This is a genomic window from Oceanisphaera psychrotolerans (assembly GCF_001870485.1).
In the GTDB taxonomy this organism is placed as follows: domain Bacteria; phylum Pseudomonadota; class Gammaproteobacteria; order Enterobacterales; family Aeromonadaceae; genus Oceanimonas; species Oceanimonas psychrotolerans.
In genome coordinates, this window is sequence record NZ_MDKE01000032.1 from 17532 (window position 1) to 31252 (window position 13721).

The window sequence follows — 13721 nt, forward strand, 5'->3', positions numbered from 1 at the left end:
AGGCGAATCGAATGTTACAGGCACCGTGCCCGTTCCCACCGCCCAGCGGAGCTGGGCCTGCCAACTAAAGTGGCAGCTACAAAGTACCAGAACTCCGTGCTCGGGACACTCCTCACCTTATCCCCATCACGCTTTTTTAAACCCATCCGGATTTTGCGACTGCCAGCGCCAGGCATCCATCATCATCTGTTCCAGGCCTCGTTCGGCCCGCCAGCCCAGCTGTTCAAGCGCCCTGGCCGGGTTGGCCCAGCATTCGGCAATATCACCGGGGCGGCGAGGTGCTATGGCATAAGGCACCGGGCGACCACTGGCCTGTTCGAACGCCTTGACCATTTGCAGCACCGAATACCCCTGGCCGGTGCCCAGGTTATAAATGCTCACGCCCGCATGGCTAGCAATACGCTCCAGCGCCTTGAGGTGGCCCAGCGCCAGATCCACCACATGAATGTAATCCCGCACGCCGGTGCCATCTATCGTGGCGTAATCGTCACCAAATACCGCAAGCCGCTCCAGCCTGCCCACCGCTACCTGAGCAATATACGGCAACAGGTTGTTGGGAATGCCGTTGGGGTCTTCACCGATCAAACCGGACTCATGGGCTCCCACCGGATTGAAATAACGCAGCAAGGCAACAGACCAGCGTGTATCCGACCTGGCCAGATCCTGCAGTATCTGCTCCACCATCAGCTTGGAGGTACCATACGGGTTGGTAGTGCCGCCCACCGCAAAGTCTTCGGTAATTGGCATTTGCTGCGGCTCGCCATACACGGTGGCAGACGAGCTGAACACCAGCCGGAACACCCCGGCCTTGCGCATTTCATCTACCAGCACCAGGGTGCCATTAACGTTGTTATCGTAATATTCCAGCGGCTTTTGCACACTCTCGCCCACCGCCTTCAGCCCGGCAAAATGCACGACGGCCTCTATGTTGTGCTCGGCAAACAACCTGGCCAGCAGATCCGCATCGCGAATATCCCCTTCTACAAAAGCCGGTTGCTTGCCGGTGATCTCCGTCACCCGCCGCAACGACTCGGCCGAGGCATTGCTCAGGTTATCCAGCACCAGCACCTGCTGACCGCTGTTCAGCAATTCCACCAGCGTATGAGAGCCAATATAGCCGGCCCCGCCGGTTACCAGAATCGTCATCGTTATCCCTTTTTATTGTAAAAACAGAGGGAATAGGGAGCTGAGAATAGGGATTCCTTACCGCCCGTCCCTCACTTTCATACTCATTGCCCTGTGCAACCCGGTTAACAAGCGAGCCACGTTTTCAATTTGTTGAAAAACAGGGCTACTATCTTCAACAAACTCCAGCATTCTGGCTATTTCAAACTGAGTATCCAGCTCACTTAATGACCCCCGGGCAATGTTCAAAAAGTGGACGTACTCCTTCGTCGTCCCTCTTGCCACACCCTCAGCAATGTTTGAAGGCACAGATACCGCTGCACGCCGCATTTGAGAAGTCAGTCCAAACTGTTCGACTTTCGGAAAAGAAGCGGAAACAAGGTATGTCAACTTAACCAGCTGCATAGCCTGCTGCCATACCTCCAGACTCTTATGATTCTGCATTTCCCTACTCCCTATTCCCCAATCCCTACTCCCTATTCCCCAATCCCTATTCCCTACTCCCCAATCCCTATTCCCCAATCACCACCTCGGTATCCGACAGCAACTCACCCAACCTGGCCTGCAACGCCGCCTTGGCCACGGCGTCTCCATGGATCAGCCTGATATGCGCCGGTGGCGGTGTGATACCGGTGGCAAAGTCTATCAGATCCTGCTGGCCGGCATGGGCCGAATAGCCGCTTACCTGATGCACCTGGGCGTGAATGCTAAAACGCTCGCCATCCAACTCTACCCAGCCTCCTTTCGCGCCGTATTCCAGAATATCCCGGCCCGGCGTGCCCTCGGCCTGATAACCCACAAACAACACATCGTTGCGGGCTTCATCCAGCATCGCCTTGAGGTAATTCACCACCCGGCCACCGGCACACATGCCAGAGCCCGCCAGCACCACACAGGGTTTGCGTGACCGGGCCAGGTAGTTGACCGCATTCAGGTGATCCCGGTGGCTGTTCACCACCGTCAGCTGCTCGAACGACAGCGGATGCCGACCCTCTGCCACTCGCGCTTTGGCCTCCGTGTTCCAGAACGGCTTGAGCTTGCGGTAAAGGCCGGTAAACCTGGCCGCCAGCGGCGAGTCTACCACCACTTCCAGCTCACTCCAGGGCAAATCCGGCGCCGCCGCCTCTGTGCCAAACTCCGCCATCAGGCTTTCTATTTCATACAGCAAGTCCTGGGTACGGCCCAGGCTGAAGGCCGGTACAAGCAAGGTGCCGCCATCGGCCAGCGCATGCTCAATGGCATCTTTCAGTCGCAACCGCCGATCGATTCGGCTTTCGTGATTCCTGTCGCCATAGGTGCTTTCCATCACCAGCAGGTCACACCGCTCCGGCGGCTCGGGCGCGATCAGCAACGGAGAATGAGGCGCGCCCAGATCACCACTAAACACAATGCGCTGGCCCCCGGCCTCGCACTCCACATAGGCCGAGCCCAGAATATGCCCGGCCCGCTGCAGCCGCACCTCAATCCCGGTACCCACCACCGACTGCCACTGACCATAAGGCAGCGGCACCAACCGGGACCTGAGCATTTTCAGCACCCGGTTGATCAGTTTTTTATCCCGGGTAAAGCCGATCTTTAGCGCATCTTCCAGCATGGCCGGCAACAACAGCGCCGTGGGCTGCGAGCAAATGATCGGCCCCTTGAAACCCGCCCCCAGCAAATAGGGAATGCGGCCTACGTGGTCGATATGCACATGAGTGACCACCAGCGCCTTGATATGGCTGATATCAAAATCGATGGCCAAATCGTCCCGCCGCTCGGTGCCCTGAAACAAGCCGCAGTCAATGAGAATACCGGCCCCGTTCAGCCGCAGCTCGTGACAAGAGCCGGTCACCCCCTTTACCGCTCCGTGATGCAACACTTCAACCTTGCCGTTAATCATGCCACCTCCCGCCAGAATAAAATCCATATGAAGCCAACTTTAGTCTGCCGGAAACAAAAAAGCCCGGAGCTGATTGGTGAATGGGGAATGGGGAATGGGGAATGGGGAATGGGGAATGATTTTGTAGGCGCCCATTTATGCGGCGCAAACCCACAGCCGAATCAAAATCTGCAGGCATGGCGCGAGCTCTAAAGCCCTGCGTTATTTGCCGGTATTGCCCTGCTACGCAGGCCCTGCCAGCTAAAGCGGCAGCTACAAGGGCAAAAAACAATCCCGATGCTTGGGCTGAAGCAGGCTTCTACAGGGTTTCGTGGTTCTTTGGTACACTCGACAACCGCCGTATTCGATATAAAGCAGGTCTCTATGCCCTCCCCCGAACTGGTGTTTATCCCCGCCATCAGCCACATTGATGCCGCCCACTGGGATGCGCTGTTTACCGACGGCTACCCCTTTATTCGCCACGGCTTTTTACGGGCGCTGGAGCAAGGCGGCAGCCTGGGCAAAGACACCGGCTGGCTGGTGCAGCATGCCTGCCTGTATCAGGAAGGACGGCTGATTGCCGCCATGCCCTGCTACATCAAGACCCATTCCTATGGCGAATACCTGTTCGACTGGGCCTTTGCCGAGGCCTACCAGCGCCACCAGCTGGCCTACTATCCCAAACTGGTCTGTGCCATTCCCTTTACTCCCGCCACCGGCCCCAGGCTGGGGCTGGCACCCGGTTATCGGCCAGAGCAGGTAATGCCCTGGTTTGAGCAGGGCCTGCTTGCCTTGAGCGAAAAAATCGGCGCCAGCGGCTACCAGTGCCTGTTTTGCGAGTCCGGGCTGGGAGAGGTGTTACAAAGTCAGAATTGGCAACGGCGGGTCAATGTGCAGTTTCACTGGCTGAACCGGGGCTATCGCCACATGGACGATTTTCTTGCCCGGTTCAGCTCCCGCAAGCGCAAGAATCTACTGAAGGAGCGAGCCCGGGTGCGGGACAGCGGCATCCGTTTTACCACCCTGAGCGGCGAGGCGCTTACACCGGAAATCTGGCAACAATTCTACCACTTCTACCGGCGCACCTACCAGAAACGGGCCGGTCATAACGGCTACCTGACCCAGAAAACCCTGCTGTTGTGGGGCCAATACTGTCGTGATCAATGCGTGCTGTTTGCCGCCTGGCAGGATCAAACCATGGTGGCCGGTGCCCTGTGCTTTCGCTCACATAACACCCTCTATGGCCGTTACTGGGGCTGCGAACAGGAACTGGAATTTCTGCACTTCGAGGCCTGCTATTACCAGGGCATTGAATACTGTATTCAGCATGGACTAACCCGCTTCGACGCTGGGGCCCAGGGTGAGCACAAGCTGCAGCGGGGCTTTGAACCCCGGCTCTGCCACGGCTACTTCAAGCTGTTCGAGCGGGGCTTCAATGACGCCATTACCGACTACTGCCGGCGGGAACAAGAGCAGGTGCAGCATTATCAGGCACAATGCCGGCAGCAGTTGCCGTTCAAGAGCGAGGAATAGGCGGATAGGAGCCATCGCTTACCCCGTAGGCGCCCATTTATGCGGCGCAATCCGGCAGGCTCACCGGGGTTTGCAGGCATGGCGCCATGCTTTGATTGCCTTGCTCCGCAAGGCCTGCCAACTAAAGTGGCAGCTACGGGAGGCCAAACACCAACAACCGGTTGTTGGCGGGCATGGCATGATCCGCCTGCAGGGTTAGCCCATGCTGCGCGGCCAGCGCGGTGACATCTTCAATATCCCGTATCCCCATATGGGGAGTCTGGCTGCGCAGCATGGCGTTAAAGGCCTGGTTGCTCGGGCTGGTAAAGCGCCCTTCGTAGTTGAAGGGGCCATAAATACAAACCGCCGCCCCCGGCGCCAGCACCCTTTCCAACCCGGCGAACAGGGCCTTAACCTCGGACCAGGCCATGATATGCAGGGTATTGGCAGTAAATACCCCCTGATACTGCCCGGCCGACCACTGCGGCTGGGTAACATCCAGCACCAGCGGCGGCAGCAAGTTGGGTAACGCTGCCTCATCGAACCAGAGCGACATGCCGGGAATATGCTCGGCCCTGTCACTGGGCTGCCACTGCAAATGGGGCAGGCCCTCGGCAAAAAACACCCCGTGCTGACCGGTGCCGCTGCCGATCTCCAGCACGGTGCCCGGCCGCCCAAACACCCGCGCCAGCACCGCCAGGATCGGCCGCTTGTTGTTTTCGCAGGCCTGAGAAAAAGGCTTGTCGATCATCAGGATATTTCCTTCATGCAAATACATTCGTTCACTCAAAATACCCACTCTGGTACCCGATGGCGCTACCCGTCGGCTGATACCATTGCCGGTTATGGTAACTTGCTCCTCACTCCTTCCCCCTCACGCCCGGCCAACGGGCCAGCAACCAGCAGCCCAGTGCCAGCAGCACGCCGCCGGCATTGGCCAGTGCATCAAACCAACTGAAGGTACGATGAGGCTGAAAATAATGCTGCAAATACTCCAGCAAGGGGGCCGAGGCCAGCAAGGCGCCCCATACCCATGCACCAGGCAGCCGCACAAAGGCGAAACGCGCGCTCACCCCTAAGCAGAAAAACGCCACCAGATGCATGTATTTGTCCGAATCACCAAACAGATCGGGCGGTGGCGTTGGCCGAAACAAGCCATAAAACAACGCCACCAGAAACATAAAAAAAATCACCAGCCTGAGCCGGAACAGCAACGCCATTTTTATACCTCAAAAGCTGGGGAATGGGGAATGGGGATTGGTTAAGAGACGGGGAATAGGGAGCAGGGAATGGGGAATAGATAAACAAGGGGTTCGGGAGTGGGTAAACATGGGACTGGGGATCGGGGAATGGGCCAATCCCTAATCCCCAGTCACCATTCCCTGCCCTAACTATTCCCTATTCCCCATTCCCTATTCCCCAATCCCTATTCCCCAATCCCTAAAACTCAATACGCATTCTTGTTGATAAACCCCTTGAACACGGTGGCCACTATAATGCGCAGGTCCAGCCACAGGCTCCAGTTGTTGATATACCAGAGGTCGTGCTTTACCCGCTTGTCCATCTTGTCCAGGGTGTCGGTTTCGCCCCGCAAGCCGTTCACCTGGGCCCAGCCGGTAATGCCCGGCTTTACCTTGTGCCGCTTCATGTAAGACTCCACCAGCTCCTTGTAATGCTCGTTGTGCGCCAGGGCATGGGGGCGCGGGCCCACTATGGACATGCGCCCCTGCAGCACGTTAAAGAACTGAGGCAATTCATCCAGCGAGGTACGCCGCAAAAAGGCGCCGATGGGAGTAATGCGCGTATCGCCCTTGGTGGCCTGAGTCACTTGGCCGCTGTGTTCCTGGTGCACCTTCATCGAACGAAACTTGTACACCTTGAAATGCCGGCCATTGGCCCCGGTACGATATTGCTTGAACAAGACCGGCCCCGGCGAGGTGAGCTTGATGGCAATAGCAATTGCCAGACAGATGGGCGAAATCAGCAGGCAAATCAGCGCCCCTACCACCATGTCTTCCAGCCGCTTCACCAACCAGGCCATGCCGCTCATGGGCGACACGCTCAGGTCGATGGAAAAGTGCCCCGCCACCTCGCTTACCCTGTGGTTAAGCAGCTGCATATCCGAGAAGTTGGGAATAAAGCGTACTTCCACCGTGTGGTGACGCAAGGCATAAAAAATGTCCCGAATGGCATTGCTCAAATCCAGCGGCATGCATAGCCACACCTCCTGGGCACCGGACTCACTCACCCGCCGGGCAATCCGAGCCAGATCCTGCGGGCCGGGTTTGGCCCTGAGCCGTTCCACCCCGGCCAGCACATAGCCTTCTTCCGGGGTATTACGCATGCCCCGCCCCACCGACAGCACCTTTTTGCCCGAGCCCACCAAAAACACCCTCTTGCTGGCCAGCCCCTTGAGCCGGGAATGACGCAGCACCTGCTGCACCACAATGCGCACACCGCCGGCCATTACAAACGACAGCAACAGCGCCATGCCCACCCACAGCCGGGAGTAACGGTGTGCCGCATGAGCAAAATAAATAATGGAGGTCACCAACACCGCCACCAGCAGCCACACCAGCAACAGCCGGAACAGCAAGGTGGGAATACGCTTGATGCGCCAGCGCCGGTAACCGCCAAAGGCGCTGTTGAACACCACCACCAGCAAGGCCATCAGGGCCATGGCCAGCACGGAGCGCTCCGGCAACTGCATGTGGCCAAAGCGCCACCAGTGGGCCAGCAGGCTGCCCGCCACCACTGCCAGCATATCCACCAGTGGCACCAGCAACTGGGCCGGGTAACGTTCGGTAAGGCCGTTTATAGTCCGGGACATTATTATGCTCTTTTAAGTTTTCGGTTCTGTTGTAGCTGCCACTTTAGTTGGCAGGGCCTGCGGAGCAGGCCGTTAAGAACAAGCCGTGCTCAGCGGACAACCTGCCTGCACTTTGCCTTGAGCAACATCCAGGCAAACTTGCTGTTGGTCACCAAATACCGTTTCCACATGCGACGCGGCTCCTGGATAACCCGATACAGCCATTCCAGCCCGTACTTCTGCATCCACAGCGGGGCACGTGTGACCTTTCCGGCCACCACATCGAAGGTACCGCCCACGCCCATCACAAAATCCACCCCCAACTGATCACGCCAGCGGTTGATGAAGTTTTCTTTACGGGGCGAGGTAATAGCCACAAACAGCAGACGGGCACCCGAGTCCTTGATCTGCTCCACCACCGCCTGCTCATCGTCCCAGAAATAACCATGGTGATAGCCGGTAATGGTCAGGCCCGGGTACTGATGGGTTACCTTGTCAGCCACCGTCTGTACCACCTCGTCTTTGGCACCCAACAGAAAAACAGGAAAAGACTCCACCGCACTCATGGCCAGCAACTCGTGGAACAAGTCCACCCCGGCCACCCGCTCGGGCACATCATGACCCATAATGCGAGCGCCCAGCACCACGCCCATGCCATCGATATTGATGATGTCACAGCTTTCCACGGATTCGCGCAACTGGGCGTCTTTGCGCATGTTCACCAGCTTGGCCACATTCACCACCACATGCTGGGTGAAGCGCCGCTCACGAATACCGTCACGTATCGCCGCCACGGTCTGCGCCATGCTGGCCACGTCCATGGGGCAACCCAGTACATTAATTCTTTTCATTTTTCTTCTCTGCTCGGTGGCGGTTATAAAAGGCCAGCGCGAAATAGGCCCAGGCCTGAGTCCAGCGGGTATAGTTGATGCGGTTGGTCAACCAACGACTTTTTTGATACACAAACTGGGTTTTAGCCGGCAAATAAAGCTGCTCGAGTGCGCGAGCAATCACTTTTTCGCACAAGGCTTCATCCGCCTCACTGCCCCCAACCTTAAGCAAAGTAAACACCGCCTGGGCGACGCTGTGCATGTCTATGGGATACACATTGTTGTTGTAGTACTTGGCGGTGCCGTCTTCGGTGAAAAAATGATTCAGGTAATAGCGGTAACCCAGCTCGATGGTGGCATCAAACTCGGTAACACTCAGGGCATCGCGCAGCAGGCAGAGTGCCTCCAGATTATAACCGGTATGAAAACCGTCGATAAACTGATGGTGATGTCGGGCTCCATATACCCAGGAACCATCTTCCCCCTGCTCACTCACCGACTGGCGTGCCACCTCCAATGCCTGCTGGCACATGGCGGCATCATTCAGCCTGGCACCGGCAAAGCCCACCCAGGCTGCCCCCCACAGGCTGGCGTTATGCACAAAGGCGGTTTCGCCCGGAATGTAGCCATAAAAAACGCCGACCATCTGCCTCTGTATACAGGGTATTCACAATAAAACGGGCGGCATCCAGGGCCACATCCATAAAGCCCTGTTCACCCAACGTCTCGCCCAGTGCATACAGGGCGCGTGCCACATAGCAGGTGGTAATAATGTTGGGCTTGCCGGCAGGCACATAAAAGGCGCGGGCCTGCCAGTCGAAATGGTAGCCCCAACAGCTGTGCTGCCATTGATCGCGTGGGCTCTGCTGGGTTAACAACCAGTCGCCCAGCTCTTTGGCTTCGCTCAGATATTGTTGCTCACCGGTGCGGCGGTAATCTTCCAGCAGGCCAAGAATAAACAACCCCACTCCCTTGGGGTTACGCTTCTTGGGCACCCGCAGCAGTGGCCGCAGATTGATAGGTGAACGCTTGCCCAGCTGCAACCAGGCCAGACGCACCCACTCGTTATTTTTAAGCGGAGTAGCCTGCAATAGTGTGCTGTTCAAACTGTCGAAAGGGTCGTAACCGGCGAACTGCTCGCCACGAATGGCATCGAGTAGCCGAGAGTTAAGATTGGTCAGCGTGTTCATAGCAACAGGGGCTAACTGGCCCCCTTGTTTTCCTTCTGGTTACTCGGCGGTAAAAACAGCGGTATCGACCGTTAACGGTATCCCCAAAGAAAGCGACTCAACCGCCATCACAGTGGCCAGGCTGGTGCTCATCAGGCATGCATAGTCCACACAGGCCTTGCCGGCCTTAAGGCCCTCAAGCCAGGCGCTGATCATCGGCTTCTGGCCCTTGTCCTGCACGGTTGCCTTCAAACGCCTGGTTTCTGCATCACCACTGTAAAGAGTAACGTCCTTGAAGTCGTTGATTTGTGCCGAGCGACCACCACCAAACACTTCTACATATTCCTTGGCCATCGCCTTGGCACCATCGGCGGTGTAGGTAATATTGGCCACGCTGCCATTTTCGAAGGTGAGCGACAGGCACAGGTTGTCGTTAAGCAGAGCGGATTTTTCCGCCTTGGCCGAGCCCACGGCGTACACGGTTTTCACGTTGCTGCTTACCAGCGCAGAAGCCAGATCGATAAAATGACAGCCTTCACCAATCATGCGGCCGCCACCAACCTGAGGGTCTTGAATCCAGTGATCGGCGGGAATGGCTCCGGCATTGATACGGATATTTACCACCAAGGGGCTTTTTACACCGGAAAAATGCTCCACCACCTGTTGGGTGGCAGGAGCGAAGCGGCGGTTAAAGCCCACCATCACCTGGGCCTGGCCGCAGTCGCCGTAAGCGCGATGGATCTCGGCCAGCTCTTGCACCGACATAGCTAACGGCTTTTCTACATACACATGCTTGCCGGCCTTTAGCGCATCGCGCACCGCTACGCCATGGGTGTCGTGCCGGGTGGTGACGACAATGGCATCGGTATCGCCCTGCAGCAATTCGGCATAGCTGCCGGCGCAAAAACCAAAGCCAAACTGTTTGGCCACACCCTGGGCCGAGCGTCCACTGGCAGTGACCAAACCGGAGAAGGTCACCTGACCGCTGGCCTGAAGTGGCGGCAACAAGCTGGCGGTGGCGTAGTTGCCGGCGCCATAAAAAGAAAGCCTGACCTTGTCTGTCGCCACTGCCGCCGGGGTAACCGCAATACGGGCAGGCATGTCGGCTGGCCGGCTGGCCGGGTTGTATTGCAGCACTATGCCAAGATAGGGTTCGGTTTTGTTGCCTTCAATCAACTGATAGGCAACAGCAGCATCATCTACCGGGTAGCGATGAGTGATCAGGCTTTTTACATCTACCTTGCCCTGAGAAATCAGCTCAAGAAAGGTGGACATGTTGCGCTGTTCGGTAAAGCGCACATAGCCCAGCGGATAGTCGTTGCCGTTTTCTTCATAGAAGGGATCATAACGGCCGGGGCCATAAGAGCGGGAGATCACCACGCTGATCTCTTTCTTGAAAAAATCTTCACGGGGGATGTCCATGCGTACCGCACCTACCACCACGACCCGGCCCTTTTCGCGGGTAACTTCACCACACATTTCAATAATGGCATTGCTGCTGGAGCCGGCGCACACCAGCACGCCATCCACCCCGTGACCGGCTGTTTTGGCGTGGCAAAGACCAGCAACATCGCCACCCGGCGGCACAGTAATGGCACCAAAGCCTTCGGCGCGCTTAACCAGGGCAGCGTCCAGATCGGTACCAATTACCGTACAGCCATTGGCTCGCAACAGTTGCACGGCAATCTGCCCCAACAAACCCAAGCCCACCACCAGGAAGGTTTCTCCCAACTGGGGCTCCGCCAAGCGCACACCCTGCAGCGCAATGGAGCCCACAGTGGTAAAGGCGGCTTCTTCATCGGACACATTATCCGGCACCTTGACCACCAGGTTTTTGGGCACCGCAACAAAGTCGGCATGGTTGGCATAATCGGCGCCGCCACAGGCCACCCGATCACCGGGCTGAATGCCCTCCACCATGCCACCGGCTGCCACAACCGTGCCGGCACAGCTGTAGCCTAACGGAGATGGGGAGTCCAGCCGGGAGTTAACCGTTTGCAGGGTTTTTTTCAGGCCTTCGGTTTTAATCTTGCCAACCACCTGCTTAACCAGATCGGGCCGGGCTTTGGCCTTTTGCAGCAGGCTTTTCTTACCCATATCGATTTTGGTTTTTTCGGTGCCGGCACTGATCACCGAGGCACTGTTCTGCACCAGTACAAATTTATCGGTGAGTGCGGGTACCGGTACTTCATTGATTTCTACCACTCCGGTGCGGAGGGTTTGGGTGATTTGCTTCACTTTTAATCCTTATAAATACTGATTAATATCAAGCTTTTGTTCAATCATTATCTTTTTACCTGTAGATGTACGCCTGATGTCTGGAACATTCTTTACATAAACTTTAACTTTGTTTTCCAGCTTCCGCTCAATGGCCCTCTTAATATTTTTCTCAAGCGTACTGGTGTATTCATCTTCAGGGCAACAAACCTTAAATACTAGGCGACCTGGTTCATCTTGAAAGTATTGAGAATCCAACACTGGGCCAAGCTCTTCAAAATGCGCCGCCCCCATTGTGCATATTGAAACCAACCGCTGATCTTCAGTAACTATGTATTCCTGAAGTCGACCTTCTATTTTATCAACAGCCAAATAGCTACGCATATAATCGTTTGACTGGTAGCCAGACACCACTGCAAAATCATTGGTGCGATAGCGAATTAATGGCATACTTTTCGAGTAGCTAGTTGCAATAATCTCGCCACTTTCACCAGCCTCTGCAAGCTGCCCATCCGGCTTGATTATCTCAGCATGCCCATAGAAAGGGTTAAAACCCAAGCAGTCATTATCATGATACTTGGTTGCTAACACCGCATATTCAGAATGACCGTAATGAAAAAACACACTATCACAAGAAAAAATTGACTTAATAAAAGCTATTTGATCAGGGTAAGTGTTTTCTGAAGCCAACATAATCAAATCAAACTCAGGAGGCTTAACACAAGACCTAGAGTATAGTAAAGCTAACTGATAGATAGCCGATGGATAGCCAAAAACCTTTCTAGGCTTGAATTTTTTAATAGCCCGATCATAATCAGGAAGGTTTGAGCTTTCATTAAGATAATTACTATCCAATTTCAAATAATTATATATACCATCACGCACAGCCAAGCGACCACTTGACCCTTTAATGTTCTCACCTTTAACAAAAAGGCATTTATCTCCAATTTCGTAACCGTGTTTCTTCCAAATATAGTAAAAAAAAGCCTTTTCAAAGAAAATTTTTTCTTTATCAAGAAGGAACTTCATAGGTGTACCAGTTGACCCACCAGTATAGCGAACTACTGAGCGGTCAGCCAACGATACATCAACCAAATCAGAATAGTGCTTTTTAACAAAAGGTTTGTCTATCACCGGCAATTGGCGAACATCGGAAAAGCTTTTCAATTCATTAGGGTTAAAACCATTCTTATCATATAAAGCACCATAGGCCGGCACTCTATTGTAAGCTCCGACTATAATCCCTTTAACTTTATTGAACTGCCATTCCTTTACGTCATCAGATGACCATGACTCAACGTCATTGAGAAAGGAACTACAGGATCTGAAATCGGAACTTACATTCAAGAGCCAACTTGTAGGAAAAATATTTAATGATATATTTCTAGATAGTAGTTGTGAGACTTTCCTAACGAACTCCATATTACACTCTTTTAAATGAATTATTGTTTACTTATGATAGAGCAATCAAATATATCACCCGAAATTTTTCAACACCCATTTTCAGTAATGATAAATCAGATCCTACTAAATAGCTGTTCCGAATAGTAGATCACTGAAGGAAGGGAACTCAGTCCAGGGCAAGATTACGAAAGCCCGCGGATTTACTGGGCTTGCAGGGTGTAGCGTTTCCAAATTAGAGTTCAAAAGGAGCAAAAAACTTTAGAACTTATTGCGATATATCGTGATGTATATTTTATGACCATGATATGTTCTAAAAAAGAACATTTTTAACTTGGTTTTGTTGTCATGAAGTGGCTGAAAGCCCTTATTTGGCGCGGTTTTTCGTAATCTTGCCCTGAAGGTAGAGCAGGTTAAACAGGCACTGGCGGACTGTTGCCAGGATAACCCTGTGCTTTACGCCGACGAGGTTGATATCGACCTGAACCCCAAGCTGGGAGCAGACTGGACGCTGCGAGGCCAGCAGAAGAAAGTCGTCACACCGGGTATCAACGAAAAGCACTATCTGGCCGGAGCCCTGCATGCGACAACGGGCCAAGTAACCTATGTTGCTGGTCACAAAAAGAACTCAGCCCTGTTTATCTCATTACTGGAAGCCTTGCGGCGACGCTACCGACGAGCCCGGAACATCACGCTAATCTTGGATAATTACGTGATCCACAAGAGTCGTCTGGTGCAAAGCTGGCTGGCAGATAATCCCAAGTTCATCCTGATCTTCCAGCCGGTCTACTCACCCT

The 13721-nt window shown here is 54.6% G+C and carries 12 protein-coding genes and 1 pseudogene; 2 read left to right on the top strand and 11 right to left on the bottom strand.

The features are described from left to right. Positions 1 to 126: 126 nt before the first annotated feature. The 3 genes from galE to BFR47_RS11470 form a co-directional block, all read right to left on the bottom strand. Positions 127 to 1146 (bottom strand): UDP-glucose 4-epimerase GalE, encoded by a 1020-nt coding sequence (gene galE, locus BFR47_RS11460; RefSeq protein ID WP_071473204.1) that lies wholly within the window; start codon positions 1144 to 1146, stop codon positions 127 to 129. Between the two features lie 57 nt (positions 1147 to 1203). Next, positions 1204 to 1569 carry a four helix bundle protein gene (locus BFR47_RS11465; RefSeq protein WP_071473205.1) on the bottom strand — a complete coding sequence of 122 codons (366 nt, stop codon included), beginning with the start codon at positions 1567 to 1569 and terminating at the stop codon, positions 1204 to 1206. Between the two features lie 67 nt (positions 1570 to 1636). Next, positions 1637 to 3007, bottom strand: coding sequence for an MBL fold metallo-hydrolase (locus BFR47_RS11470; RefSeq protein WP_071473213.1), 1371 nt, complete (start codon positions 3005 to 3007; stop codon positions 1637 to 1639). Between the two features lie 363 nt (positions 3008 to 3370). Here BFR47_RS11470 and BFR47_RS11475 point away from each other — a divergent pair, with 363 nt between their 5' ends. Further along, positions 3371 to 4519, top strand: a complete 1149-nt coding sequence (locus tag BFR47_RS11475; RefSeq protein ID WP_071473206.1) for a GNAT family N-acetyltransferase — start codon at positions 3371 to 3373, stop codon at positions 4517 to 4519. Positions 4520 to 4652: 133 nt separating this feature from the next. Here the strand turns inward: BFR47_RS11475 and BFR47_RS11480 are convergent, their stop codons facing one another. From BFR47_RS11480 to BFR47_RS11510, 8 genes are all read right to left on the bottom strand, one after another. Further along, positions 4653 to 5249, bottom strand: a complete 597-nt coding sequence (locus BFR47_RS11480) for a DUF938 domain-containing protein (protein WP_071473207.1) — start codon at positions 5247 to 5249, stop codon at positions 4653 to 4655. Between the two features lie 109 nt (positions 5250 to 5358). Next, positions 5359 to 5718, bottom strand: coding sequence for a VanZ family protein (locus BFR47_RS11485; RefSeq protein WP_071473208.1), 360 nt, complete (start codon positions 5716 to 5718; stop codon positions 5359 to 5361). Positions 5719 to 5945: 227 nt separating this feature from the next. Beyond that, the gene (locus BFR47_RS11490; RefSeq protein ID WP_071473209.1) at positions 5946 to 7328 is read right to left on the bottom strand and encodes an undecaprenyl-phosphate glucose phosphotransferase; all 1383 of its coding nucleotides are present in this window, start codon (positions 7326 to 7328) and stop codon (positions 5946 to 5948) included. Positions 7329 to 7417: 89 nt separating this feature from the next. Continuing rightward, positions 7418 to 8158 carry a WecB/TagA/CpsF family glycosyltransferase gene (locus BFR47_RS11495; protein WP_071473210.1) on the bottom strand — a complete coding sequence of 247 codons (741 nt, stop codon included), beginning with the start codon at positions 8156 to 8158 and terminating at the stop codon, positions 7418 to 7420. After that, positions 8145 to 8783, bottom strand: a complete 639-nt coding sequence (locus BFR47_RS18690; RefSeq protein WP_245748905.1) for a hypothetical protein — start codon at positions 8781 to 8783, stop codon at positions 8145 to 8147. Before BFR47_RS18690 ends, BFR47_RS11495 begins: the two co-directional genes overlap by 14 nt. Beyond that, positions 8731 to 9327, bottom strand: a complete 597-nt coding sequence (locus tag BFR47_RS18695; protein ID WP_245748906.1) for a hypothetical protein — start codon at positions 9325 to 9327, stop codon at positions 8731 to 8733. The genes BFR47_RS18690 and BFR47_RS18695 overlap by 53 nt, the downstream gene beginning before the upstream one ends. Positions 9328 to 9366: 39 nt before the next feature. Continuing rightward, positions 9367 to 11544, bottom strand: a complete 2178-nt coding sequence (locus tag BFR47_RS11505; protein WP_071473211.1) for a bi-domain-containing oxidoreductase — start codon at positions 11542 to 11544, stop codon at positions 9367 to 9369. A 9-nt stretch (positions 11545 to 11553) separates the two neighbouring features. Continuing rightward, positions 11554 to 12741, bottom strand: coding sequence for a phenylacetate--CoA ligase family protein (locus BFR47_RS11510; RefSeq protein ID WP_139215164.1), 1188 nt, complete (start codon positions 12739 to 12741; stop codon positions 11554 to 11556). A gap of 622 nt (positions 12742 to 13363) precedes the next feature. Between BFR47_RS11510 and BFR47_RS11515 the strand changes: the two are divergent. After that, positions 13364 to 13721: pseudogene (locus BFR47_RS11515) on the top strand (IS630 family transposase); the annotation flags it as partial.